This is a genomic window from Sphaerisporangium sp. NPDC005289, assembly GCF_040607455.1.
GTDB classification, from domain to species: domain Bacteria; phylum Actinomycetota; class Actinomycetes; order Streptosporangiales; family Streptosporangiaceae; genus Sphaerisporangium; species Sphaerisporangium rhizosphaerae.
Genome location: NZ_JBEXGS010000008.1, coordinates 313,736 through 338,635, shown reverse-complemented (window position 1 = coordinate 338,635; position 24,900 = coordinate 313,736). Strand labels below are relative to the sequence as shown.

At 70.8% G+C, this 24,900-nt stretch carries 24 protein-coding genes; 7 read left to right on the top strand and 17 right to left on the bottom strand.

What is annotated here, in order from left to right; translation table 11 throughout:
* The first annotated feature begins 254 nt into the window (after positions 1-254).
* Entirely contained in the window at positions 255-2,711 is a 2,457-nt protein-coding gene (locus tag ABZT47_RS17235; protein WP_354842292.1) for an N-acetylmuramoyl-L-alanine amidase, read from the top strand.
* 130 nt (positions 2,712-2,841) lie between these two features.
* On the opposite strand, the gene ABZT47_RS17230 is transcribed toward ABZT47_RS17235, so the two are convergent.
* The 6 genes from ABZT47_RS17230 to ABZT47_RS17205 all read right to left on the bottom strand — a co-directional run bounded on the left by ABZT47_RS17230 (position 2,842) and on the right by ABZT47_RS17205 (position 9,987).
* Entirely contained in the window at positions 2,842-4,236 is a 1,395-nt protein-coding gene (locus ABZT47_RS17230; RefSeq protein ID WP_354842398.1) for an FAD-dependent oxidoreductase, read from the bottom strand.
* 66 nt (positions 4,237-4,302) lie between these two features.
* A complete protein-coding gene (locus ABZT47_RS17225) occupies positions 4,303-5,202 on the bottom strand; it encodes an ABC transporter permease subunit (RefSeq protein WP_354842289.1) in 900 nt (299 codons plus the stop codon).
* A complete protein-coding gene (locus tag ABZT47_RS17220) occupies positions 5,199-6,053 on the bottom strand; it encodes an ABC transporter permease (protein ID WP_354842286.1) in 855 nt (284 codons plus the stop codon). The genes ABZT47_RS17225 and ABZT47_RS17220 overlap by 4 nt, the downstream gene beginning before the upstream one ends.
* Before the next feature lie 4 nt (positions 6,054-6,057).
* The gene (locus ABZT47_RS17215; RefSeq protein WP_354842283.1) at positions 6,058-7,329 is read right to left on the bottom strand and encodes a spermidine/putrescine ABC transporter substrate-binding protein; all 1,272 of its coding nucleotides are present in this window, start codon (positions 7,327-7,329) and stop codon (positions 6,058-6,060) included.
* 8 nt (positions 7,330-7,337) lie between these two features.
* Positions 7,338-8,489, bottom strand: coding sequence for an ABC transporter ATP-binding protein (locus ABZT47_RS17210; protein ID WP_354842280.1), 1,152 nt, complete (start codon positions 8,487-8,489; stop codon positions 7,338-7,340).
* Positions 8,490-8,553: 64 nt separating this feature from the next.
* Complete coding sequence (locus ABZT47_RS17205; protein ID WP_354842277.1) at positions 8,554-9,987, bottom strand: gamma-aminobutyraldehyde dehydrogenase; 1,434 nt, start codon at positions 9,985-9,987, stop codon at positions 8,554-8,556.
* A 216-nt stretch (positions 9,988-10,203) separates the two neighbouring features.
* On the opposite strand from ABZT47_RS17205, the gene ABZT47_RS17200 reads away from it, so the two are divergent.
* The gene (locus ABZT47_RS17200) at positions 10,204-10,704 is read left to right on the top strand and encodes an Lrp/AsnC family transcriptional regulator (protein ID WP_354842274.1); all 501 of its coding nucleotides are present in this window, start codon (positions 10,204-10,206) and stop codon (positions 10,702-10,704) included.
* A gap of 31 nt (positions 10,705-10,735) precedes the next feature.
* Here ABZT47_RS17200 and ABZT47_RS17195 read toward each other — a convergent pair whose 3' ends face one another.
* Complete coding sequence (locus ABZT47_RS17195; protein ID WP_354842272.1) at positions 10,736-11,869, bottom strand: DivIVA domain-containing protein; 1,134 nt, start codon at positions 11,867-11,869, stop codon at positions 10,736-10,738.
* Between the two features lie 112 nt (positions 11,870-11,981).
* On the opposite strand from ABZT47_RS17195, the gene ABZT47_RS17190 reads away from it, so the two are divergent.
* The 3 genes from ABZT47_RS17190 (at position 11,982) to ABZT47_RS17180 (ending at position 14,638) form a co-directional block, all read left to right on the top strand.
* Positions 11,982-12,944, top strand: a complete 963-nt coding sequence (locus ABZT47_RS17190) for an ATP-binding cassette domain-containing protein (RefSeq protein ID WP_354842270.1) — start codon at positions 11,982-11,984, stop codon at positions 12,942-12,944.
* A complete protein-coding gene (locus tag ABZT47_RS17185) occupies positions 12,941-13,624 on the top strand; it encodes a hypothetical protein (protein WP_354842267.1) in 684 nt (227 codons plus the stop codon). The genes ABZT47_RS17190 and ABZT47_RS17185 overlap by 4 nt, the downstream gene beginning before the upstream one ends.
* A 207-nt stretch (positions 13,625-13,831) precedes the next feature.
* Positions 13,832-14,638 carry a methyltransferase domain-containing protein gene (locus tag ABZT47_RS17180; RefSeq protein ID WP_354842264.1) on the top strand — a complete coding sequence of 269 codons (807 nt, stop codon included), beginning with the start codon at positions 13,832-13,834 and terminating at the stop codon, positions 14,636-14,638.
* Here the strand turns inward: ABZT47_RS17180 and ABZT47_RS17175 are convergent.
* The 3 genes from ABZT47_RS17175 to rnhA all read right to left on the bottom strand — a co-directional run bounded on the left by ABZT47_RS17175 (position 14,622) and on the right by rnhA (position 16,297).
* On the bottom strand, positions 14,622-15,503 hold the full coding sequence (locus ABZT47_RS17175) for an LLM class F420-dependent oxidoreductase (protein ID WP_354842261.1): 882 nt from the start codon (positions 15,501-15,503) through the stop codon (positions 14,622-14,624). The two genes, ABZT47_RS17180 and ABZT47_RS17175, sit on opposite strands and share 17 nt — an antisense overlap.
* A gap of 38 nt (positions 15,504-15,541) precedes the next feature.
* The gene (locus ABZT47_RS17170) at positions 15,542-15,691 is read right to left on the bottom strand and encodes a hypothetical protein (RefSeq protein WP_354842258.1); all 150 of its coding nucleotides are present in this window, start codon (positions 15,689-15,691) and stop codon (positions 15,542-15,544) included.
* Positions 15,692-15,811: 120 nt separating this feature from the next.
* Positions 15,812-16,297: a ribonuclease HI gene (rnhA, locus tag ABZT47_RS17165; RefSeq protein WP_354842255.1), complete on the bottom strand. Its 486-nt coding sequence runs from the start codon at positions 16,295-16,297 to the stop codon at positions 15,812-15,814.
* Between the two features lie 312 nt (positions 16,298-16,609).
* Between rnhA and ABZT47_RS17160 the strand changes: the two genes are divergently transcribed.
* Positions 16,610-16,864 (top strand): hypothetical protein, encoded by a 255-nt coding sequence (locus tag ABZT47_RS17160; RefSeq protein WP_354842254.1) that lies wholly within the window; start codon positions 16,610-16,612, stop codon positions 16,862-16,864.
* Positions 16,865-16,866: 2 nt separating this feature from the next.
* Here ABZT47_RS17160 and rlmN read toward each other — a convergent pair whose 3' ends face one another.
* The gene (rlmN, locus tag ABZT47_RS17155) at positions 16,867-17,967 is read right to left on the bottom strand and encodes a 23S rRNA (adenine(2503)-C(2))-methyltransferase RlmN (protein ID WP_354842251.1); all 1,101 of its coding nucleotides are present in this window, start codon (positions 17,965-17,967) and stop codon (positions 16,867-16,869) included.
* A 108-nt stretch (positions 17,968-18,075) separates the two neighbouring features.
* On the opposite strand from rlmN, the gene ABZT47_RS17150 reads away from it, so the two are divergent.
* Positions 18,076-19,104: a suppressor of fused domain protein gene (locus ABZT47_RS17150; RefSeq protein WP_354842244.1), complete on the top strand. Its 1,029-nt coding sequence runs from the start codon at positions 18,076-18,078 to the stop codon at positions 19,102-19,104.
* Between the two features lie 9 nt (positions 19,105-19,113).
* On the opposite strand, the gene ABZT47_RS17145 is transcribed toward ABZT47_RS17150, so the two are convergent.
* From ABZT47_RS17145 to ABZT47_RS17120, 6 genes are all read right to left on the bottom strand, one after another.
* Positions 19,114-20,115, bottom strand: a complete 1,002-nt coding sequence (locus tag ABZT47_RS17145; protein ID WP_354842241.1) for a phosphatidate cytidylyltransferase — start codon at positions 20,113-20,115, stop codon at positions 19,114-19,116.
* Between the two features lie 167 nt (positions 20,116-20,282).
* Positions 20,283-20,840 (bottom strand): ribosome recycling factor, encoded by a 558-nt coding sequence (gene frr / locus ABZT47_RS17140; protein ID WP_354842238.1) that lies wholly within the window; start codon positions 20,838-20,840, stop codon positions 20,283-20,285.
* Between the two features lie 9 nt (positions 20,841-20,849).
* Positions 20,850-21,548, bottom strand: a complete 699-nt coding sequence (pyrH, locus tag ABZT47_RS17135) for a UMP kinase (RefSeq protein ID WP_248960581.1) — start codon at positions 21,546-21,548, stop codon at positions 20,850-20,852.
* Between the two features lie 129 nt (positions 21,549-21,677).
* The gene (gene tsf / locus ABZT47_RS17130) at positions 21,678-22,511 is read right to left on the bottom strand and encodes a translation elongation factor Ts (protein WP_354842234.1); all 834 of its coding nucleotides are present in this window, start codon (positions 22,509-22,511) and stop codon (positions 21,678-21,680) included.
* A gap of 114 nt (positions 22,512-22,625) precedes the next feature.
* Positions 22,626-23,615, bottom strand: coding sequence for a 30S ribosomal protein S2 (gene rpsB / locus ABZT47_RS17125; RefSeq protein ID WP_354842231.1), 990 nt, complete (start codon positions 23,613-23,615; stop codon positions 22,626-22,628).
* Positions 23,616-24,280: 665 nt separating this feature from the next.
* On the bottom strand, positions 24,281-24,859 hold the full coding sequence (locus ABZT47_RS17120) for a helix-turn-helix domain-containing protein (RefSeq protein WP_354842229.1): 579 nt from the start codon (positions 24,857-24,859) through the stop codon (positions 24,281-24,283).
* Positions 24,860-24,900: the final 41 nt, after the last annotated feature.

Sequence of the window (24,900 nt, the reverse complement as noted above, 5' to 3'; positions counted from 1 at the left end):
CACCATCCTTATTACGCCCTCTAGCAGGGGTTGATTGATGGCCTACTGCCCATAACGGAGCAAAATGCACGTCACACCGCAACTCGCAGGGTGTGATTTCGGGGGAAGACGCCCAGAGTGTGCCGTACTACTACTTTGCTGCCGATCTTAACCGTTTCTTTACTCGATCCCCTGGCGCGAAGCGACGTCGCGGCGATGTGATGGCTCAGGCCCGGGAGCCTCCACTCCCGGGCGGTCGAAAAGGAGTCACATCCGTGATATCTCCAGCACGCAGCATGGCCGTGGCGGGCGTGGCCACGGCCTTTCTGCTGTCGGCCGGCTCCGCCGCCCTCGCGACGAGCGCCGGCCCCGCCTCAGCCCCCTCCGTCTCCTGCGCCGCGACGGTGGCCGCGCCGACGCGCGAGGCCGCGTTCGCGGAGGCCGCCAAGGCCTCCCGCGTGCCCGAGGCGCTGCTGAAGGCCGTGTCCTACATGCAGTCCCGCTGGGACGACCACCAGGGCCGCCCGAACGGCGACGGCGGCTACGGGCTGTTCGGTCTGAGCGCGCAGGCGCCCCCGGCCCAGGACGGCGCCGGCAAGGGCCGCACGGCCGCGCCCGCGAGCCAGATCGACACCGCCGCCGCCCTGACCGGCCTGTCCCCGGCCGCTCTCCGGCAGGACGCCAACGCGGGCGTCTGCGGCGGCGCGGCCGTGCTGGCCTCCTACCACCAGGGTGGCGACGGGCTCGGGAGCTGGCGCGACGCGATCGCCCGCCTCGGCGGCAAGAAGGACTTCGTCCCGCAGGTGTACCGGACGCTGAAGGACGGGCAGACCCGCCTCACCCAGGACGGCCAGCGGGTCACGCTGCCCGCCGACGCCTCGGTCCCCGTGCCCGCCCAGGCGGCCGCCGTGGAGATCGACTGCCCGGCGGGGCTGGACTGCGAGTGGATCGAGGCGCCGTACGCCAAGGCGAAGGCCACCGACCCCGACGGCACCACCGCCTACGGCAACCACGACCTCGCCGACCGCACCGGACCGGGCGGGCCGAAGCTCAAGTACATCGTGATCCACGACACCGAGGGCTACTACGACCCCTCCATCCGGCTGGTCCAGGACCCGACCTACCTGGCGTGGAACTACACCATCCGCTCCTCCGACGGGCACATCGCCCAGCACCTCGACCCCAAGGACGTGGGCTGGCACGCCGGCAACTGGTATGTGAACATGCACTCGATCGGCATCGAGCACGAGGGCTTCGCCGGCACCGCCGCGTGGTTCACCGAGTCGATGTACCAGACCTCGGCCGCGCTGGTGAGGCACCTGGCGGCCAAGTACGGCATCCCGCTGGACCGCGCGCACGTCATCGGCCACGACCAGGTGCCCGGGACCGTGCTCGGCGCCACCAAGAGCGTCCACTGGGACCCGGGGCCGTACTGGGACTGGGACCACTACTTCGAGCTGCTCGGAGCCCCGGTCGGCGGCGCGCGGCCGGCCACGGCCGACGTCGCGCCCGGCGACGTGGTCGAGGTGCGCACCGGCTACGCCGGCAACCCGCAGACCGTCACCGGGTGCGCCGCGGCCTCCCCCAACTCACCCGAATGCGTCCCCGGCGCGGGCACCAACTTCGTCCCGCTGCACCAGGCCCCCTCCGACGACGCGCCGCTTGCCAGGGACCCGGGCTGGAAGCCGGCCGGCGCGGACGGCACGACCTACGCCAGCGATGTCAGCGCGCGCGTGACCTCCGGGCAGAAGCTCGTCGTGGCGCAGGTGCAGGGCGACTGGCTCGGCGTGTGGTGGGCCGGGTCGCTGACCTGGCTGCACAACCCGGCCGAAAGGCCCGTCGCGGTGCGCGCCCTGGCCAAGACCGTCACGGCCGCCCCGGCGACGACCCCGGCGAACATCTACGGCCGCGCCTATCCCGAGACCTCGGCCTACACCGGCACCGGCATCCCGGTGCAGGCGCTGTCGCCGCTGGAGTACAAGATCCCCGCCGGGCAGGAGTACGCGGTCAGCGACGACGACGTCGTCACCGACTACTACCGGGCGACCACCTTCGACGGGTCCGCGCCCGGAGACCGCACCGACCTGAAGGGCCAGGACCGGTACTACCAGCTCTGGTACGCCCACCGGCAGGTGTTCGTCCGCGCCGCCGAGGTGGACCTGCACGATGCCCGCAGGCCCGCGGTGACCGTCACCGCGGCCCCGGTGATCAGCGGCGCCGCCGCGGTCGGCGCCGAGCTCACCGCCTCCAGCGGCTCCTGGTCGCGGCAGGTGGCGGGATTCACCTACCAGTGGTCGGTCGGCGGGGCGCCGGTCTCCGGCGCGACCGGCCCGACGTTCCGTCCGCGCCCGGCCGACCTCGGCAAGGCCGTGACGGTCACGGTGAGCACCGACGACCCCTACCTCGCCCCGGCGTCGGCGACCTCGGAGCCCACCGCGCCGGTCGCGCGCGGGACGATCGTCCCGGGCCGGGCGCCGGCCGTGACCGGCGCCGCCAAGGTCGGCCGGACGCTGACCGCCTCCCCCGGCACCTGGACGCCGTCCCCCGACAAGGTCGCCTACCGGTGGCTGCGCGACGGCGTCCCCGTCAGGGGGGCCACCGGCCACGCCTACCACCTCACGGGACACGACCGCGGGGCCAGGATCTCGGTCCGGGTGACGGTGTCGGCCACCGGCTACAACCCCGCGACCGCGACCTCCGCGCCCACCGCGAAGGTGCGCTCAGGGCACTGATCTCCGGTACCGGCCCCGGCCCTCGCGAGCCGGGGCCGGAGCCGGTGCCGGTGCCGGTCCGCCGGCGACCGGCCGCCGAGCGCGGACGACCGGCCGCCGGTTCGCCGATGACCGGTCGCCCGCCTCGCGTTCAGGAGTCGAAGCCGAGCCCCAGCCGGTCCAGGGTGCGCAGCCAGATGTTGCGGCGGCCCTCGTGGGCGTCGGCCTGCGCGATCGACCAGCGGGTGAGCTGGATGACGCCCGACCTCAGCGGCTCCGGCGGGAACGGCACCGGCTTCTCGCGGACCATGCGAAGCTCGGTGCGCTCGGTCGGCTCCCCCGACAGCAGGTCCAGCATCACGTTGGCGCCGAACCGCGTCGCGCCGACCCCGAGCCCGGTGTAGCCGACCGCGTAGGCCAGCCGTCCCCGGTGCGCCTTGCCGAAGAACGCGCTGAACCGGCTGCAGGTGTCGATCACCCCGCCCCAGCGGTGGGTGAAGCGGATTCCCTCCAACTGGGGGAAGGTCGTGGAGAAGTGCGAGGCCAGCGTGGCGAAGGTCGCGTCGCGCTGCTCGTACTCCTGCCTGACCCGGCCGCCGTTGTAGTACACGGCGTCGTAGCCGCCCCACAGGATGCGATCGTCCTCGGTGAGCCGGTAGTAGTGGAACTGGTTGGCCCCGTCGCCGATGCCCTGCCGGTTGCGCCAGCCGACGGAGGCGAGCTGCTCGGGTGACAGCGGCTCGGTCATCAGCGCGTAGTCGTACACCGGCACGACGAAGTTCTTCAGCCGGCCGAGCAGCGGCGGGAAGACCCCCGTGCCGAGGGCGACCTTGGCGGCGCGCACCTTGCCGTGCGGGGTGGTCAGCTCGATGGCCGTCCCGTCGTCCCTGAGCGAGCGCACCGGGCTGCGCTCGTAGATGCGCACCCCGAGCGACAGGCACGCCTCGCGCAGACCCCAGGCGAGCCGCGCCGGGTCGAGCATCGCGCAGCCGTCACGGTCCCACAGCCCGCCCGCGTAGGTGGGCGAGGCCACCTCGGCGCGCGCCTGGTCCCGGTCGAGCAAACGGTGGTCCATGCCCAGCTCGCGGGCGATCTCCACGTCCTGCGCCATGCCGTCGAGCTGCCACGGCTCGGTGGCCACGTGCAGCTCGCCGGTGCGCTCGAAGGCGCAGTCGATGCCGTACCGGGCCACCGTCCGCTCGATCTCGTCGAGGTTGTCCCGGCCGAGCCGCACGAGGGTGGAGATCTCCTGCGGCCAGCGCGCCAGGCCGTTGGCGAGCCCGTGGGTGAGGCTGGCGACGCAGAAGCCGCCGTTGCGCCCGGAGGCGGCCCAGCCGACGCGCCGGCCCTCGAGCAGGACGACGTCGAGCGAGGGATCGCGTTCCTTGGCCATGAGGGCCGCCCACAGGCCGGAGAACCCGCCGCCGACCACGGCCAGGTCGGCGGCCGTCTCCTCGAAGAGCCGCCGCAGCGGCTCGGGTTTGTCCGGACTGTCCAACCAGTACGGCTTACGCTCCGCGTCAGCCAGTGCTTTCAGCGGATCCACGAATTTCACGTCCCTACGAACTGCGTCGTATGTCCCGACAGGGTGGCCGGGTGATGGTCTCCCGCGTCAGGTGCGACGGCGGGAGGTCACCGTGTTGATCACGGCGATCGCCACGCCGACCGCGAAGATCAGCGTGCCGAGGATGTTGACCTGTGGCGGGACGCCGATGCGGACGGCGCCGTAGATCCACAGGGGGAAGGTGGTGGTCGTGCCGCTGGTGAACTGGGTGATGACGAAGTCATCGATCGACAGCGCGAACGCCAGCAGCGCCCCGGAGATGACACCCGGGAGGATCATCGGGAAGGTGACCCGCCAGAAGGTGATCCAGGTCGACGCGCCCAGGTCGCGCGCGGCCTCCTCCACCGAGCCGTCCAGGCCGACGACCCGGGCCCGCACGGTCACCGCGACGAACGACACCGAGAACAGCACGTGCGCGATGACGACGGTCCAGTAGCCGGTCTGCACGCCCATGCTGATGAACAGCGACAGCAGCGAGGTGCCCATGACCAGCTCGGGCGAGGAGATCGCCGCGAACATGACCAGGTTGGTGGCCCCCTGCCCGCGGAAGCGGTAGCGGCCGAGGGCGATGCCCATCAGCGTGCCGAGCGCGGTGGTGACGGCCGTGGCGATCAGCGCGATCGAGATGGAGTTCCACAGGGCGCCGGTCAGCTCGGGGTAGTCGCCGAGCCGCCCCCACCACTTGAAGGTGAAGCCCTGCCAGCTCACGTTCGACTTGCTCTTGGTGTCGTTGAACCCGAACACGATCATCACGGCGATCGGGAGGAACAGCCACACCAGCACGAGCCAGGTGTAGGCGAACAGCACGCGGTCGCCCTTGCGGGAACGTCCGCGGCGCGGCGGCCCCGGCGCGGGCGCCTCGGCCCGCGGCGCGGTCGCGGTGCTCACCGGGGTGCCCGCCGGGATGCCCGCCGGAGGGCTCGGAGGGATGCTCGCCGGGCCGCTCATCGGGCCGCCGCCTCGAGGACGTTCTCGGTGCCGAGGGCCCGGGCGTAGACGAAGATGCCGACGAGCATCACCGCCATCAGCGTGAACGACAGCGCGGCGCCGACCGGGTAGTTGTTGTTCGTCAGGTACTCCGTCTGGATGATGTTGCCGATCATCGTGTTGGCCGGGCCGCCGAGGATCGCGGCGTTGACGTAGTCGGAGGTCATCGGGACGAAGGTCATGAGCACTCCGGCGAACACCCCCGGCAGGGACAACGGCAGCACGATCTTGGTGAACGACTCCCGGGGCGTGGCGTACAGGTCGTGGGCCGCCTCCACGACGCGGGGGTCCACCCGCTCCAGCGCCACGTAGATCGGCAGGATCATGAACGGCAGGTAGTTGTAGGTCAGGCCGAAGATGACCGCGACCGAGGTCGCCAGGATGTGGAAGTCGGCCGGCAACATCCCCGCGTCCTTCAGCGGCTGCAGCAGGATGCCGTCGTCGGCGAGCAGGAACTTCCACGACACCGTGCGCAGCACGAACGACACGAAGAACGGCAGCAGCACCAGCAGCAGGTAGGTCGACTTGCGGCTGCCGCCCTTGAAGGCGATCCAGTACGCCACCGGGTAGGCGAGCGCGATGGCCGCCACCGTGCCGATGAGGCCGTAGCCGACCGACCGCAGGAACTGCGTCTTGTACTGCACCAGCGCGTCGGTGTAGTTGGCCAGGTGGAAGGTCTGGACGAAGCCGTACACGACGTCGCCCTCCTGGGTGGAGACCGAGGCCATGAACACCAGCGGGACCACCAGGAACAGCACCAGCCACAGCCCGCCCGGGAGGATGAGCAGGTAGGGCGCGAGCTTGCGTCTCATGGCGCTAGCCCTGGGCGATCGGCTGGAAGATGCGCTCGAAGACCTTCTCCTCGGCCGGCGTCAGGGTCTTGTAGGTGCGCAGCTTGGCCAGGTCGGACTCCGACGGGAAGATCAGCGGGCTGCTCGCCAGCAGTTCGAGCGACTTCTTGTCCTCCCCGGTCGCCTTGGCGGCGTCGGCCTTGACGACCTGCTGGGCGCCGGGCACAGGGGTGATGTAGTTGATGTACTCGGCCAGGGCCGCCGCCACCTCGGGCTTGTACACGTAGTCCATCATGGCCAGGGCGTCGACCGGGTTCTGCGCGGTCTTGGGGATGCACATGTTGTCGGTCCAGATCGTGCCCCCCTCCTGGGGGATCACGAACTTGAGATCCTGGCCCTCGGCGATCTGCTGGAACACGTCACCCGACCAGGCCATGCAGATCCAGATGTCGCCGCGCACCAGCGCGTCCACGTAGTCGTTCTCGTAGTACTTGCGCACGAGCCCGGCGTCGCGCTGCTGCTGGAGCTTCTGGCCGGCCTTCTCCCAGTCGGCCTGGGCGGACTTGTCCGGGTCGATGCCGAGCGCGAACAGCCCGAAGTTGGCGATCTCCTGGGTGTCGAGCAGCATGCCGACCTTGCCCTTGTACTTGGGGTTCCAGAGCTCCTGGATGCTCGCGATCTCCCCGTCGACGTACTTGGGGTTGTAGGCGATGCCGGTGATGCCCGACTGCCACGGAATCGTGTAGGTGTTGTCCGGGTCGTAGGTGGGGTTCTTGTACTTGGCGCCCGCGTTGGCGGCGAAGTTCGGCAGCTTCTCGTGGTCGAGCGCCACCAGGTAGCCGAGCGCGATCGCCCGGGTCAGCTGGATGCCGTTGGTCATCACCATCAGGTCGTAGCCGATGTCCTGGCCGGCGGCGAGCTGCGGCTGGATCTTGCCGAACCAGGTGGAGTTGTCCTGGATGGCCTCCTGGTAGGTGACCTTGATGCCCGTCTCCTTGGTGAACTTCTCCAGGGTCGGGTACTTCTTGCCGTCCTTGTCGATGTAGAGCGGCCAGTTGGCGAAGCGCAGCGTCCCGTTCTTGGTCTTGTCGGCCCAGTAGCCGACGGCCGCGCTCGGCTTGGGCGGCTCGACCTTCTTGCCCTGGACGCCGCAGGCCGCCAGGCCCATCGCGGCGGCCGACAGGCCCGCCAGGCGCAGGGCGTCACGCCGGCTGACGCCGTCGCCGCCACGGTTCGGGGGCAGGCCGCGACGCTGGGTCAGGCCACGCAGGAACGCGAGATCACGAGGAGGGGTCATGAGGTGGTTCAACTTCCTATCGCGTACGAGTGGTGCGGCTGCCAGGACAGCCAGACGGAGTCACCGCGCTCCGCCGTGATGCTGCTGTCGTTGGCGTTCTGCTCGAAGACCGTGAACTCCGCCCCGCCCGCCAGGTTCACGGCATAGCTGTTGTAGGTGCCGAGATAGGCCACCTCGGCCACGGTGCCCCGTACGGCGCTGAGGTCCGCGACGGGCTCCTCCCGCGAGATCCTGATCTTCTCGGGCCGCACGGTCACCTCGACCGGGCCGTCCAGCCCCGTCCCCTCGGCGACCGGCACCAGCACGCGGTCGCGCTCCCCGAGCCGCACCATCGCCATGCCCCCGTCGACCCGCTCGGCCGTGCCGGCGAGCAGGTTGGAGGTGCCGATGAACCCGGCGACGAACTTGGTCGCCGGCCGCTCGTAGATCTCCCTCGGGCCGGCCAGCTGCTCGACCAGGCCGTCGTTCATGACGGCGATGCGGTCGCTCATGGTGAGCGCCTCGTTCTGGTCGTGGGTCACGTACACGAAGGTGATGCCCACCTCGCGCTGGATGCGCTTCAGCTCGATCTGCATCGCCTGGCGCAGCTTGAGGTCCAGCGCGCCGAGCGGCTCGTCCAGCAGCAGCGCCCTGGGGTGGTTCACCAGCGCCCGGGCCAGGGCGACCCGCTGCTGCTGACCGCCGGACATCTCGCGCGGCCGGCGCTTCTCGCGGCCGGTGAGGTCCACGATCTCCAGCATCTCGCCGACCCGCCGCCTGAGCTCCTGGTCGGGGACGCGCCTGCGCCGCAGCCCGAAGGCCACGTTCTCCCACACGTTCATGTGCGGGAACAGCGCGTAGGACTGGAAGACCATGTTCACGTCGCGCTTGTTCGGCGGGACGTCGGTGACGTCCTGCCCGTGCAGCCGTACGGCGCCCCGCGTGGGGTCCTCGAACCCGGCGATCATCCGCATGGTGGTTGTCTTGCCGCAGCCCGAGGGCCCCAGCATGGAGAAGAACTCGCCTTCGGAGATCGACAGGCTGACCCCTTTGACGGCCTGGACGATCTCCCCGTGCGCTTGGTATTCCTTGACGACCCCGTCGAGCTCGATGGCGGGCACCGTGGAGATGTCGGAGGCGACCGCGGAGGCCGCCTCCTTGCCCGCCTGGATATCCGTCATTCCAGGCTTATCCCTTACCTATGTCGGCGGCGTGCGCCGATGTAGTGCGTGTGGTGCTCGGTGATCACTCACCGATGTAGTGCATGACGTGCTTGACCCGGGTGTAGTCGTGCAGGCCGAAGACCGACAGGTCCTTGCCGTAGCCCGAGTGCTTGAACCCGCCGTGCGGCATCTCCGAGACGAACGGGATGTGGGTGTTCACCCACACCACGCCGAAGTCCAGCCGCCGCGACATCCGCATGGCCCGGCCGTGGTCGGAGGTCCACACCGACGCCGACAGGCCGTACTTCACGTCGTTGGCCTTGGTGAGCGCCTCGGCCTCGTCGGAGAAGGTCTGCACCGTGATGACCGGCCCGAACACCTCGGTCTGGATCATCTCGTCGTCCTGCTGGAGCCCGTCGACCACCGTCGGCTCGAAGAAGTACCCCTTGTCGCCCACGCGCCGCCCGCCGGTGACGACCTTGGCGTGACCGGGCACGCGCTCAAGGAAGCCCTCGACCCTGGCCAGTTGGCCGGCGTTGTTGAGCGGGCCGTAGAAGGCGTCCTCGACCTCGAGGCCGCCGGTCCTGGTGGCCGCCGCCGCCTCGGCCAGCGCGGCGAGGAACGGCTCGTGGATGCTCTCGTGGACCAGCACCCGGCAGGCCGCGGTGCAGTCCTGGCCCGCGTTGTACAGGCCGGCGCCCGCGATCGCCTCGGCCACCGCGGGGATGTCCCTGACGTCCTCGAACACGACGACCGGCGCCTTGCCGCCCAGCTCCAGGTGCACCCGCTTGAGGTCGTCGGCCGCCGACTTGGCGACCTGGACGCCCGCGCCCACCGAGCCGGTGATCGCCACCATCGACGCCGACGGGTGGCCCACCACCCTCGCGCCGGTCTCACGGTCGCCGACGACGACGTTGAAGACGCCGGGCGGGAGGATCTCGCCGATGATCTCGGCCAGCTTCACCGTGGACACCGGGGTGGTGTCGGAGGGCTTGAGCACGACCGTGTTGCCGGCCGCGAGGGCCGGGGCGATCTTCCAGACCGCCATCATCATCGGGTAGTTCCACGGGGTCACCTGGCCCACCACGCCGATCGGCTCGTGGCGGATCACCGAGGTGTGGTCGGCGAGGAACTCCCCGGAGGTCGGGCCCTCCAGCGTGCGCGCGGCGCCCGCGAAGAAGCGGAAGTGGTCGGCCGCGGGCGGGATCTCGTCCTCGGCCATGCGCACACGCGGCTTGCCCGTGTTGCGGCACTCGGCCTCGACGAGCTCGTCGGCCCGCGCCTCGATGGCGTCGGCGATCTTCAGCAGGTGGCCGGCGCGCTCGCCGGGGGTGCTCTGGCCCCACGACTCGAACGCGGCGAGCGCCGCGGCGTAGGCCGCGTCCACGTCCTCCTGCCCGGAGACCGGCGCCTGGAGGTAGACCTCCCCCGTGCTCGGGTCGATCACGTCGGAGAACTGGCCGCTCTTGGCGTCCGCGAGCTCACCATTGATGAAGTTCTGCAGACGGCTGGTCAACGTTGACCTCCTCTGGAGGTGGCTGAGTTGTCGCGACTCTGACAGAGGCCAGGGGCTACGACAAGGGATTTCGTCGCGAATATATCAAATTGCTACGAATTCGCTTGACAGGGCACGACGAGCTGACAACATGTCGCACCAGGACCGCAACATGGCGGGAACAACTCCGTAATCGCCGCGCTGTAGCGGTCTCGGGTGCTGAGGAAGGACGCGGAGATGACGACGCCGCCGAAGGCGCGACGGGACAACAACCACGACGCCAAGCCGGGTCCGGTGGTGCTGGACGAGATCTCCAAGCAGATCATCGAGCAGTTGCAGACCGACGGGCGCAAGCCCTACGCCGCCATCGGCAAGGCCGTCGGGCTCTCGGAGGCCGCCGTGCGCCAGCGGGTGCAACGCCTCCTGGACACCGGCGTCATGCAGATCGTGGCCGTCACCGACCCCCTCACCCTCGGCTTCCCGCGCCAGGCCATGATCGGCATCAAGTGCGAGGGCGACCTGGAGACGGTCGCCGACAAACTGTCGTCCATCGACGAGATCGACTACGTCGTCCTCACGGCCGGCTCGCTGGACATCATGGTCGAAGTCGTCTGCGAGGGCGACAGCCACCTGCTGGAGATCCTCGGCAAGATCAGGGCCATCCCCACCGTGCGCGCCACCGAGACCTTCGTCTACCTCAAGCTGCGCAAGCAAACCTACTCCTGGGGCACCCGCTGACCGGCACGGGGCCCGCCACCGCCGCACGGCGTCACACGGGCTGGCCCTGCTCCCCGACCAGCGCCTCACGGCGGTCCAGGACGCCGGCGATCTCGGCGAGGAACGCGTCCACCTGGGTCACGGCGTAGCCGGTCTTGAACACGACGGTGGAGAAGGTCGCCTTCCTCACCTGCTCGGCCGTCAACGGGTGGTCACCGGTGCCGCGCAGGGTCGCGACCACGTGGTCGAGGAAGACGTCCACCTCGTCCTCGTTGTAGCCGGCCCCGAGCCGGGCGGGCCGGAACAGCACGCGCTCGACCCGCGCCGCCTGCTCCTCCAGCCAGGCCGCGGCCGGCGGGCCCGTCCCGGACCGCTCGGAGGACGCCTCCCCCGCCTCCGGCGCGGCCGGGCCGCGTGCCGTCACCTTGGGCATTCCCGGCAGCGTCGGCGCGTCGTCGTCTTCCTCCGAACCACTGGAACCCTTCGCGCCTTTGACGCCCACCCTGCTTGTGGCGCCCTCCGCGGTCGCCTGGCCGTCCCGCGCCCCGGACGGCGGCGCGGCCACGGACGGCCCGGGCATCGGGGCGGCCACGGAGGGCTCGGGCACCGGGGCGGCCTGCGGGGCGGAGAAGGCCGGCGCGGACAGCGGGTCGGCCGGCTCGAACAGGGAGGCCGGCCTCGGCGTGCCGGACGCCGGAGCGGGACGGAACGGCTCGAACGCCGGCCTCGGCCGGGCCGGCTCCGGCGGACCGGGCGGCTTCGGCCAGGCGGGGTCGGACGGGGCGGCCGGCTTGGGCCGGGCGAACTCCGAAGGGGCCGCCGGCCTGGGCCAGGCCGACTCCGGAGCGGCGACCGGCTTGGGCCAGGCGGACTCCGCGGCGGCGGGCGACGCGGCCACGGGAGCGGCGGCGGACGGTGAAGGCGCGGAGCCCGGAGCCCCCGTCGCGGCCGTATCGCCGCGGATCTCCACCGCGATCACGAAGGCGTCGAGCGCGTAATCGACGGCCGTCTCGTTGTATCCCCCCAATTTGGCGTTGAAGCGAGCCGAGCGGATCTCCTCGGCGGTGATCGGCGGGCCGTCCAGGACACCGCGGCCGAGGGTCGCCTCAATGCGCTGAATAAGCGCGTCGACCTGGTCAGGGTCATAGCCGGTCCGCACGCCGAGCACGCGGGGAAAGCGGTTCACGCCACATCCTCCAGGTTCACACCCCGGCCATTATTTCCCTCCTTTACCATTCTGAACGTATGACATGGGGAAATCCAGGAAGTTAGCCGCCGACCGGTAGGCTTGCCGACCTATGCGGCTCGCGAACCTCTCCTTCCGCTACGCCCGTCGCGCCCCCTGGGTCCTCCACGAGGTCGGCCTGGACCTCCCGCCCGGCACGATCGCCGAGGTCACGGGGCGCAACGGCGCCGGCAAGTCCACACTGCTGAGACTGCTCGCGGGCACCACGCCCCCGACGCGGGGCCACGTCACCGGCCGCCCGCCGGTCGTCGGGTACGCGCCGGAGATCTTCCCGGTCGAGCAGCCGTTCACGGTGGCCGCCTACCTGGCCCGCATGGCCGGCGTCCGCGGCCTCACCCCGGCGGCGATCGACCCGTGGGTGGAGCGCCTGGGCATGGCGGCGCTGCTGGAAGTGCCCCTCGGCGATCTGTCCAAGGGGAGCGCCCACAAGGTGGGCCTGGCGCAGGCGTTGCTGGCCCCGCCGGGCCTGCTCATCCTCGACGAGCCGTTCTCCGGACTGGACGCGCAGGCCCGCGCCGAGCTGCCGGCCATCGTGGAGGAGGTCGTGGCGACGGGCGGCATCGTCGTGGTCAGCGACCACCAGAACGGCCTGGCCGGGCACCGGGGCGTCCTGCGCCTGCACGTGGGCGACCGGACGGTCCGCCCCCTCGGCCACGACGCCCCGTCCGACACCCTCTCCACCGCCGCCGGCGCCCTGTCCCCGCCGACCGCGTCCACCAGCACACCGTCCCCACGTGTCGCCCCCGCCGACGCCTTCCCCACGCCGGCCGCAACGGCGGACGCGCCGTCCCCGCCGGCCACACTGTCACCGTCGCCATCTGTGACGCCTGCCGGCGCCCCGTCCCCGCCGGTCGCGCCTGCCGGCGTCCCGTCCGGGGCCATGGGTGCCGCGACCGTCGTCATCGAGATCGCGGTGGAGGCGGGCGAGGCCGAGGCGGTCGTCCGCAAGCTCCGGGCCGACGGCTACCCGGCCGTGGTCCGCCCCCTGCCGCACGCCGGAAGCGAGGCGCGATGAGAGCCACGGTCTCCCTCACCCAGTTCAAGATCGCCACCTACGTGCGGTCACACCGCGTCCTCCACCCGTTCGCCGGGCTGCTGGCCATCATGATCGTGCTGTACTCCGTGCGGGTGACGCCCGGGACGGAGCTGTCCTCCTACGCCGACTCGGCGGCGCTGCTGGTCCCCGTCTTCGCCTGGGCGGCGCGCGGGCTGCTCGACGCCGAGCCGGACGTGCAACGACTGATCTCCGCCACCGCCGCCGGGCGCCCCGGACGGGAGGTGGCGGGCGGCCTGGCCGCCTCGGCGGCCGTGAACGCCATGCTGGCCGCGCTCGCCCTGGCCGTCCCGCTGGTCATCGGCTTCGCCGCGACGCCCGGCCCCGCCGTGCTGCTCGGCGGGCTCGCGCTGCACGTGCTGTCGCTGGTCACCGGCACCGCCCTCGGCGCGCTGACCAGCCGCCCGATCCTGCCCGACCCGGGGGTCTCGGCCCTGGCCCTGCTCGGCGGGTACGTGGCGATGCTGCTGGTCAGCCTCGCCCCGATCGCCTGGCTGACCGTCCCGATCATCGGCTGGATGCACGCCGCCGGCCGGCCCGGCTTCCTGGGCGGGCATCTGCCGGGACTGGCCGTCATCACCGCCTTCTGGTGCGCGCTGGCCCTGGTCGCCTACATCCGCCTGCGCCGCACCCGGCCCTAGCCCACCAGGCCCTCACGCCCGCACCGCCCACCTCACCGTGGCGAGCGGCCTGACCGCCATGCCCGGCGTACTCATGCGCTCGCCCGCCGCCACCTGCTTCACCGCTGGCGGCGATGCCATCTTGTCTCGCGATGCAAGACGAATATGTTCACGATGTGGATGACCGCATAGTCTCCGGGTATCGCGCTACCGAGGAGACTGATCGACATGCCGGCACCACGCGCCGTCTACACCCACGGGCACCACGAGTCGGTGCTCCGCTCCCACACCTGGCGGACGGCGGCCAACTCCGCCGCCTACCTGCTGCCGCACCTGCGGCCCGGGATGTCGTTGCTGGACGTCGGCTGCGGCCCGGGCACCATCACCGCCGACCTCGCCCACCTGGTCGCCCCCGGCCGCGTCGTCGGGATGGACACCAGCGAGGGCATCGTCGCCCAGGCCAGGGACGCGGCCGCATCCTCCGGCCTGACGAACCTCACCTTCCAGACCGGCGACCTGCACGACCTGGACCATCCCGACGGCTCGTTCGACGTGGTGCATGCCCATCAGGTGCTGCAGCACGTCGCCGACCCCGTCGGCGCCCTGGCCGCCATGCGCCGGGCCTGCCGCCCCGGCGGGGTGGTCGCGGCCCGCGACTCCGACTACGCGACCTTCACCTGGTATCCGGAGTCGCCGGTGCTCAACGAGTGGCGCGAGCTGTACCGGCGGGTCGCGGCGGCCAACGGCGGACAGCCCGACGCCGGCCGGCGGCTGCTCTCATGGGCACGCCAGGCCGGCTTCACCGACGTCACCGCCACCGCGTCGGTCTGGTGCTTCGCCGCCCCGGCGGACCGCGCCTGGTGGAGCGGCCTGTGGGCCGAACGGGTCGTCGCCTCCGCCTTCGCCGACCACGCCCTGGCCTACGGCGCCACGCGGAGCGACCTTCAACGCATCAGCGAGGCCTGGCAGGAGTGGGGAACTCACGAGGACGCCTGGTTCACCGTCGTCCACGGCGAGATCATCTGCCGGGCCTGACCTCGCGCAGTCCGAGCGTCGCGGCGACGGTCTCCAGCGCCGCGAGGTGTCCGTCCACCCCGGCCAGGCCCGCGTTCATGGTGTTGACGGCGATGTGCGTGGCGCCGGCCTCCCGCCACTGGCGGGCCAGGCCGGCCACCTCCTCCGGGTCGCCCTGCCAGCTCACCCGTCCCTCCATGCCCAGAGTGGAGGGGTCGCGCCCCGCCCGCAGCGCGGCCTCGTCGACCACCGCCTTGGCCTCCACCAGCCTCGGCCCGGGACCCATCTGCGGGAACCAGCCGTCCGCCAGCCGTCCGGCGCGCCGATAGGCCGGGGGCGACTGCGCGCCGAACCACAGGGGGATCGGCCGCTGCACCGGCAGGGGCGCGAGACCCGCCCCGGTGATCCGGTCGTACTCGCCGTGGAAGGTGACGGTGCGCTCGGTCCACAACCGGCGCAGCAGGCCCACCTGCTCCTCGACGCGCCTGCCGCGGACGGCGAAGTCCTGTCCGAGGGCCTCGTACTCGACCGCGTTCCATCCCAGGCCAACGCCCAGCCGGAAATGGCCGGAGGTGAGCAGGTCGACCTCGGCCGCCTGCTTGGCCACCAGGGCCGTCTGCCGTTGCGGCAGGATGATGATGGAGGTGACCAGCTCCAGCGAGGTCAGCGCGGCGAGGAACCCGAACAGCACCATCGGCTCGTGGAAGGTGGTGTGCACGTCGTACACGCCGCGCCAGTCGCGGTGCACCTCGGGGTCGGCGCCGACGACGTGGTCGTAGGCCATTACGTGCCGGTAGCCGAGCTCCTGGACCGCCTGCCCGTACGCCCGCACCGCGCCGGCGTCCGAGCCGATCTCGGTCTGGGGAAAGACAACACCGATGCGCATGCGTGGCTCCCGTCGGCCGTCCGGTTGACTCGCTGCCATCATTCCGTGCCCCGTGACGCCTCAACCCCTCGCGCCCTCCGGTCTCGGCCGGTTTGGCGCGAGGCGCGGGTGTGGCGGGCGATGACCCGCAGCCCTTCGACGAAGGCCGCGGCGAACTGGCGGGGGCCGGTGGGGATCAGGGCGCGCATGTCGGCCTCCTCGGACGATCGGTGTGAGTTGCTCCGAGGTTCCCAGCGGGTCGTCCAGCGAACTACGCAAAAAGCCGCATTAAGGATGTTTTCTCACGCCCCCTCCCGCGCGGGGACCCGTCAGGCGGGGTGCGGGGCGCCCTGATCGGCGCGGGCCTGCTCGGCGCCGCGGCGGGCCAGCGCGTCGGCGCGGTCGTTCTCGGGGTGACCGGAGTGGCCCTTCACCCAGAGCCACTCGACGGTGTGCCGGGCGGCGGCCGCGTCGAGCCGCTGCCACAGGTCCACGTTCTTGACCGGCTGCCTGCCGGCCGTCCGCCAGCCGTTGCGCTTCCAGCTCCGCAGCCACTGGGTGATGCCGTTGCGCACGTAGGTGCTGTCGGTGTGCAGGCGCACGGTGACCGGCCGGGTGAGGCTCTCCAGGGCCATGATGGCGGCCATCAGCTCCATGCGGTTGTTGGTGGTGCCGGCCTCGCCGCCGAAGATCTCTTTCTCGGTGCGGCCGTAGCGCAGCACCGCCCCCCAGCCGCCGGGCCCTGGATTGCCGCTGCACGCGCCGTCGGTGTAGATGTCCACGGCCCGCCCGGCCGTCTTCCCGTCATCCTGCACAGCCGCGCGCTCCCGCCCATCACGTCTCACGGTCGGCACCAGTCTTACCACTCCCGCCGCGCCGTCCGGCGAACAGGGCGATGAGTTCTCGGCTCTTCACCTGACGGCCAGAATATGGCGGATATGACGGCAATTATCCGTAGATCAACCGATAAGCAAGCCTTCACCTGAATGAAGAGCATATTTCAGTATATGGCTACTTCGCCGAGCGGACCTGGGCCGATGTCCTCGCCGGCTTTCGCTCACACGGCCAAGGCGTTTGCCATAAATTCGGCATACCTGGGCCAGGAATCGTCCCCGCGGGAGTACGCCATGGAAAGTTCGGACGGCCGCATTCTGATCATCATCGTCATCGCGACGATCCTGTTCATCGTCGGCCGCAACTTCCAGCGCGCGCTCGACACCTGGGCGGGCTGGGGCAAGGCGGCGAAGGCCGCCGCCGACGCCGCCGGCAAGATCCCCGGCGCCAAGTCGGCCGCGTGGGCGGCGTTCTGGCGCATGGTCGTCATCGGCGCCGGCACCCTGCTCCTGCTCGCGCTGCTGGCGAACACGATCAGGTATATGTGACCTCAGGCCTCCGGCGCGGCCGCGAGCTGGCCGCAGGCGCCGTCGATCTCGCGGCCGCGGGTGTCACGGACGGTGACGGCCACGCCGTGCGACTCCAGGCGGCGCACGAAGGCCCGCTCGTCCTCCGGGCGGGAGGCCGTCCACTTGGAGCCGGGGGTCGGGTTGAGCGGGATCAGGTTGACGTGCACCAGCTTGCCCTTGAGCAGGCGGCCGAGCAGGTCGGCCCGCCACTCCTGGTCGTTGATGTCCTTGATCAGGGCGTACTCGATGGAGACGCGCCGCTTGGTGGTGGCGGCGTACTTCCAGGCGGCGTCCAGCACCTCGCCGACCTTCCAGCGGGTGTTGACCGGCACCAGCGTGTCACGCAGCTCGTCGTCGGGGGCGTGCAGGGAGACCGCCAGCGTCACCGGCAGCCCCTCGTTCGCGAGCTTGTCGATGGCGGGCACCAGCCCGACCGTCGAGACGGTCACGCCACGGGCGGAGATGCCGAGGCCCTCGGGAGCGGGATCGACGATGCGGCGCACGGCGCCGATCACGGCCTTGTAGTTGGCCAGCGGCTCGCCCATGCCCATGAAGACGATGTTGCTCACCCGCCCGGGCCCGCCGGGCACCTCGTCCCTGGCCAGGGCGCGGGCACCGGAAACGACCTGCTCGACGATCTCGGCCGTGGACATGTTGCGGGTCAGACCGGCCTGCCCGGTGGCGCAGAACGGGCAGTTCATGCCGCACCCGGCCTGGGACGACACGCACATCGTCACGCGGTCGGGGTAGCGCATCAGCACCGACTCGACCAACGCCCCGTCGAACAGCCGCCACAGCGTCTTGCGCGTCATGCCCTCGTCACAGGTGATCTCGCGCACCGAGGTCAGCAGATTCGGCATCAGGCGCGTCACGAGCTGGTCGCGCGACGACGCCGGCAGGTCGGTCATGTGCTCGGGGTCGGTGGTCAGCCGCTCGAAGTAGTGCCGGGACAACTGGTCGGCGCGGAAGGGCTTCTCGCCCAGCTCGGCGACGGCCGTGCGGCGCTCCGCCATGGACAGGTCGGCCAGGTGGCGTGACGGCTTCGCCCGTCGGGGGGCGACAAAGGTTAGCTCGGCGGACATGTCCTTCTCTTAACGGTTTGCCGGAAGCTGCAGCGGACAGCCATTCCGTGTGATCTATTGCGATCGTCGGCCGAACGGGGAGACGTTCACCGGAAAGGCGGATATGCGTTGGGCACCACCGATGTCGTCCTCACCGACACCAGCCCCTACGGTAGCCGCGTGGTGACCGTCGAACACGACGGGCTGTCCTCGGTAGCTTACCTGCGCGACGCCGAAGGCGGGATCCACGGAGCCGTGTGGCTCGCCAACCATGGCCCCGCACCCTCCTCGGTCGATCTGGTGCGCATCGAGTCCGGACAGACCCCCGTCATGCCGCTCGGCACCACCCGCGTCCCCGAAGGCACCCCGCCGTTCACGGCGGAGGAGCTCGAAGTGCTGTGGTTCGAGGAGGGCGACGGCGCCGCCCTGTACCGCAACGGCGACCTGCTGGCCGTCATTCCCGGGTGGGCCGACCTCGAACGCGGCATGCCCGGCTACGCCAGGGACGTCGTCAGCGAGTCGCCGTTCGCCTGGCCGCTGGCCGAGGCCCTCGAAGGGCTGGCCCCGCGCATCGCCAAAGCCCGCTCGTACTGGGAATGGCGGCACGGCGACGCCGCCTGGCCGTCGTTCCAGCAGTTCGTGATGAGCCACCTGGACGCCCGCGTCGGCCCGGCCGCGCGATATTGGGACGTCGGCGGCGACCGCCTGCCGGCCGTGGGCATCACCGAACGCCCGCAGGACGGATACACCGTGCTGTCCACCGTGGGGATGAGCTGCCAGCGCATGCCCACCGTCGAGCAGTACGACCGGCCGGACACCCACGCGCGCATCGAGCTCGCCGTCGCCACGCGGAGCGAGGCGACCGAGGCGGCGCAGCTGTTGCTGTGGCTGGCGCGCTACCCGTGGCACTCGGTGACCTGGCTCGGACACGGCCACACGGCGCGCTGGTACCGCGAGGCGGCGTCGTTCCCGCTCGGATCCGCCTACCAGGGGGTGGTGCTGATCGACGCCGTGCCGGGGCTGCCCGATCTGTCGGGGTTCGCCTTCAGCGGCGACGAGGTGCGGTGGCTCTGGCTCGCCCCGGTCACCGAACAGGAGCTGCACGCCGTGGCCGAGCACGGCCACCAGGCGCTGCCGCTGTCCGCACGCGTCCCCTGACGGCGGCCGTCAGGAGGGGATGAAGATCGCCAGGAGCAGCCAGATGGGGAACAGCGTGGCGAGCAGCGAGTCCAGGCGGTCCATCAGCCCGCCGTGGCCCGGCAGCACGTTCCCCATGTCCTTGATGCCGAGATCGCGCTTGATCACCGACTCGACGAGGTCGCCCAGCGTGGCGCACACGGCGACCACCGCCCCCACAACGGCGCCCTGCCAGAACTGGCCCTCCAAGAGGAAGCGCACCAGCAGCGCCCCGCACAGCACGCATGCGAGCACGGACCCGGCGAAACCCTCCCAGGTCTTCTTCGGGCTGATGATCGACATCTTGTGCTTGCCGAACAGGATGCCCGCGAAGTAGCCGCCGATGTCGCTGCACACGGTGACGGCGACGAAGATCACCACCCGGTCCGCGCCATCCTCATGGCTCAGCATGAGCGGCACGAACCCGGCGATCAGCGCCGGGTACACCGCGGTCAGCACACCGGCGGAGGCGTCGCGGACGTACCCTTCGGCGCCTTTGAGCATGCGCTGGACGAGCAGGACCAGCACCGTCAGCGTGAAGGCGCCCAGCAGCCAGATCGTGCCGCCCCAATATGCTCCCGCCAGCATGGCGACCAGGCCGGTCAGTACGGTCGGCATCGGCACCTGGGCATCGCGGGTGGCGAGCGCGCGGGCCATCTCGACGACGCCGATGCCCACCGCGGCCAGGACCACCAGCAGGAACAGCGCCTTGACGGTGTAGAGGGACACCAGCACGAGCGCCCCGAGGACGACTCCCACCCCGATCGCGGCGGGCAGATTACGCCCGGTCCGAATGCCCTTCGGCCGCCCACCACCCTGCGAACCACCGGCGGGCTCGCCGGCCGGGCGCGGGCCCTGCGGCCCGAGGTCCTGCGCGGAGCCCGCGGCCTCGGCGGTGGCGTTCCGATGTGCGGCGCCCGGAGGCGCGGACGGACGCTCGTCGGGCCTCTGGCCGCCGGCCGGCTCGGTACCGTCCGCCGCCGTACCTTCCACAGTGATCCCAACTCTCCTGGCACGACCACGCTCGGCCGCCCGTTCCCGCCGGCGCCGCCGCGAGGCGGGGAGGGGGCGCGATGGGCGTCGAACGAGGCAAGGGCGCTCCCCCACGGCCAACACCGGAGTGGAAGCGCCCCAACCTGACCTGTGAACCGCCGTCCTGCTCAGACCTCGAGCAGCTCGGACTCCTTGTGCTTCAGCAGCTCGTCGATCTTGGCGACGTGCTTCTGAGTGAGGTCGTCGAGCTCCTTCTCGGCCCGCCGCACCTCGTCCTCACCGGTGTCGCCGTCCTTGACCATCTTGTCGAGGGTCTCCTTGGCGTGACGGCGGATGTTGCGCACCGAGACCTTGCTGCTCTCGGCCTTGTTCCTGGCGACCTTGATGTACTCGCGGCGGCGCTCCTCCGACAGTTCGGGGAACACCACCCGGATCACCGCGCCGTCGTTGCCGGGGTTGACCCCGAGGTCGCTGTCGCGGATCGCCTTCTCGATGGCGCTCATCGAACCCTTGTCGTAGGGCTGGATGATGACCATGCGGGCCTCGGGGACGTGGAACGAGGCCAGCTGCTGCACCGGGGTCGGCGACCCGTAGTAGTCGACATTGATCTTGTTGAACATCGAGGGACTGACCCTGCCGGTGCGGATCGCCGCGAAGTCCTCCTTGGCGACCGCGACCGCCTTGTCCATCTTCTCCTCGGCTTCGAAGAGGGTTTCGTCGATCACAGCGGCTCCCTATTTCCCTGCCGGACTCACCAGCGTGCCGATCTTCTCACCGCGGACAGCCCGCAGGATGTTCCCTTCGCCCATCAGGTCGAAGACCACGATGGGCAGGCCGTTGTCCATGCACAGGCTGATCGCGGTGGCATCCATGACTCCAAGGCCCCGCGTCAGCACCTCGCTGTAGTCGAGCTGGTCGAAGCGGACGGCATCGGGGTTCTTGCGCGGGTCGGAGTCGTAGACCCCGTCGACCTGAGTGCCCTTGAGCACGGCCTCCGCACCGACCTCGAGCGCGCGCTGCGCGGCGCAGGTGTCGGTGGAGAAGAACGGCGAGCCGAGGCCGGCGCCGAAGATGACCACCCGCCCCTTCTCGAGGTGGCGGATGGCGCGCCGGGGCAGGAACGGCTCGGCGACCTGCTGCATCGTGATGGCCGTCTGCACGCGCGTCTCGACGCCGCGCTTCTCCAGGAAGTCCTGCAGGGCGAGACAGTTGATGACCGTGCCCAGCATGCCCATGTAGTCGGCGCGGGCGCGGTCCATGCCGCGCTCGGACAGCGCGGCGCCGCGGAACATGTTGCCGCCGCCGACGACCACCGCGACCTGCACGCCCTCGCGCACGGCCTCGGCGACGGAGTCGGCGAGCTTGGCGACCACCACCGGGTCGATGCCCAGCGGCTCGGCGCCCGCGAACGCCTCGCCCGACAACTTCAGCATGACGCGCTTCCAGCGGAGCGGCCCGTCGTACGACGAAGCCGCCGGCGTAGCGGATCGATGGTTCTCCTGCACGACGGCGGCCTCCTCGGTGGTGATGATGAGCTGGTCAGGTCCCTCTCGGGGCTAAGCCTATGCCTGACCGACCTTGTAGCGGGCGAAGCCCAGGACCTTCACCCCGGCCTCGGCCGCGAGCTTGCCGATGGTCTTCTTGTTGTCCTTGACGAACGCCTGCTCCAGGAGGGTGAAGTCCTTGTACCAGCCGTTGATGCGACCATCGACGATCTTGCCGATGGCGGCCTCCGGCTTGCCCTCCTCGCGGGTCATCTGCTCGAAGACCGTGCGCTCCTTCTCGATCACGTCGGCCGGGACGGAGTTGGGGCTGAGGTACTTGGGGGCCATCGCGGCGGTGTGCTGCGCGATGTCCTTGGCCAGCTCGGCGTTCGGGGTGTCGAGCTGCACCAGGACGCCGACGGCCGGGGGAAGCTGCGGGTCGGTCTTGTGCATGTAGGAGGCGACGAAGCCGCCGTCGAGCACGACGAAACGACGGATCTCGATCTTCTCGCCGAGCGCCGCGTTGGCCTCGTCGAGGTGCTCCTTGACGCTCTTGCCGTCCAGGTCGGACTCCAGCAGGCTCGGCACGTCGCCCGGCCGCGTGGCGAGGATGTGCTCGACGACCCGGGCGGCCAGCTCCTGGAAGCGGTCACCCTTGGCGACGAAGTCGGTCTCGCAGTTGAGCTCGAGCAGCGCCGCGAGGGACTCGCCCTCGTGCTTGACGGCGATCAGGCCGTTGGAGGCGGTGCGCGCCTCGCGCTTGCCGACGTCCTTGGCGCCCTTGACACGCAGGATGTCGACGGCCTTGTCGAAGTCGCCCTCCGACTCCTCCAGGGCCTTCTTGCAGTCCATCATGCCGGCGGCGGTCAGCTCACGAAGCCGCTTGACGTCGGCCATGTTCACGGAAGCCATTGTCTTTCCTCGTCGAGTCGTCGTGGATCGGGTGGGTGCGCCCTGTGAGGCACACCCACCCGTGAAGAGCCTTGCTCGCCGTACGGCGCCGTGCCCGTACGGCCTGACGGGGTCTCAGCCCTGCTGCTCGGTGCCCTCGGCCTCGGCCTCGGCGGCGGGGGCGGCCGGAGCGGCCTCGGCGTCCTGCTGGGCGGGGGCCTCGGCGGTCTCGGCGGCCTCAGCGACCTCGGTCTCGGCGGTCTCGGCGACCTCGGCCTCGGCGGCGGGGGCCTCAGCGGCCTCCGGGGCGGCGGCCTCGGCCGGAGCCTCCGAAGCGGCTTCCTCGTCCGAGCGGGTGAGCAGCTCGCGCTCCCACTCGGCCAGCGGCTCGGCGACGGCGGCGGGCTTGTCGTCGCCGCGGGTCGTCGCGCCGGCGCGCGCCATCAGACCGTCGGCGACGGCGTCGGCGACCACGCGGGTGAGCAGGCTGACGGCGCGGATCGCGTCGTCGTTGCCCGGGATCGGGTAGTCGACCTCGTCGGGGTCACAGTTGGTGTCGAGGATCGCGACGACCGGGATGTTCAGCTTGCGAGCCTCACTGATCCCGATGTGCTCCTTCTTGGTGTCGACGACCCACACGGCGCTCGGGACGCGGGCCATGTCACGGATGCCGCCGAGGGTGCGCTCGAGCTTGTCCTTCTCGCGGCGGCGCATCAGGAGCTCCTTCTTGGTGAGCCCGGAGCCTGCCACGTTGTCGAAGTCGAGCTCCTCGAGCTCCTTCAGACGCTGAAGCCTCTTGTGCACGGTGGAGAAGTTCGTGAGCATGCCGCCCAGCCAGCGCTGGTTGACGTAGGGCATGCCGACCCGCGCGGCCTGCTCGGCGATGGCCTCCTGGGCCTGCTTCTTGGTGCCGATGAACAGGATGGTGCCGCCGTGGGCGACGGTCTCCTTGACGAAGTCGTAGGCGCGGTCGATGAAGGCCAGCGACTTCTGCAGGTCGATGATGTAGATGCCGTTGCGCTCGGTGAGGATGAAGCGCTTCATCTTCGGGTTCCAGCGCCGGGTCTGGTGCCCGAAGTGGACGCCGCTCTCGAGCATCTGCCGCATGGTGACGACGGGGGCCATGAGTGATGGTCCTCCTGGGTAGAGCGCCGCAGGGGCGCGTTTCTCGGTTGTCCGCGGAAGCGCATGGCTCCCGCCCTGACGCCCTGAGTCGTCCCATCCGAGTCGAGACCCGGACCGAGAGGACGAATCGCCTGTGGGCGTGCGAAGTCGGCCCGCTTGGCGAGCCACCAAAAGTGTACCCGGAACCCGGCCGCCCCCAGCCCACCGCACAGGCTTCCTCTTCGGCGACACGGCATGGCCCTCCGTCGGGCGCTTCGACCCGGCCCGCGCCAGGCGGCCCCCGGCCCTGCGCCAGAGAGACAGGACGCAGACCTCGCACCGGGAAGGCACCGCACCCACCTCGCGCCAAGAACATCAGGCTCGGTCCCGCCCAGGGGGCCCGGCCCCGCCCCCCGCCAAGGAACGGCCGAGCGCGGGAAAAGCGACTAACCCCCTGATCAGCGAACCCCGCGCCGCAACACACCCACCGAACCCTGCGCCAAGGGACATCGAACTCGGTGCCACCCCACGGCGCCCGGACCCCATCCCCGCCACGGGACGGCCGAATACCGGAAGAGGCGGACGCCCCCCGATCAGCGAACTCCACGCCGCAAGACACCCACCGAACCCTGCGCCAGGGACATCGAACTCGGTCCCGCCCCAGGCGTCCCGGACCCCGTCGCGTGTCAGGGAGCGGGCGAGTGCGGGAAGAGGTGGACGATCCCCCTGATCAGACGGGCGTCCGGCGGAGCCTCCTCCGGGGAGCGCGACTTGGAGAGATAGGGCTCGAGGATCGCGGTCACCCGCTCACCGAGCTCGGCGAGTTCCTCGGCGTTGACCCGAAGCAGCATGTGGGCGAGCAGCGCCGCCTGCCGCCATTGCTTCGACTCGCGCGCGCTGGACTCCAAGTAGCGGAACGTCTCCTCCACCATCTGGTCGACGACGGTCCTGGAGAGCACGTTCTTGGCCTCGACGAGTTCGGAGGTCAACTCGTCGGGCTCGGAGATGGTGATCCCCCGGTGCGGGGCGCGCCACAGCCGTTCCCTGCCGTCGCCGCGCGGGGGCGCGTCCTCGACGAACCCGTACTTGGCCAGCATGCGCAGGTGGTAGCTGCACGCGCTGGGCGACAGCCCGGCCACCCGCGCGCACTCGGTCGCCGTCGCGGGCCCCTCCGTCTGAAGCCGGCCGAGGATCGCCAGCCTGGCCGGATGCGCGAGCGCCCGCATGGCCCGCGGGTCCTCGACCAGATGGTTCCGCTGACTCATACAACGAACCGTAATGCGTCCCCACCCCCACAGCCCCCGCC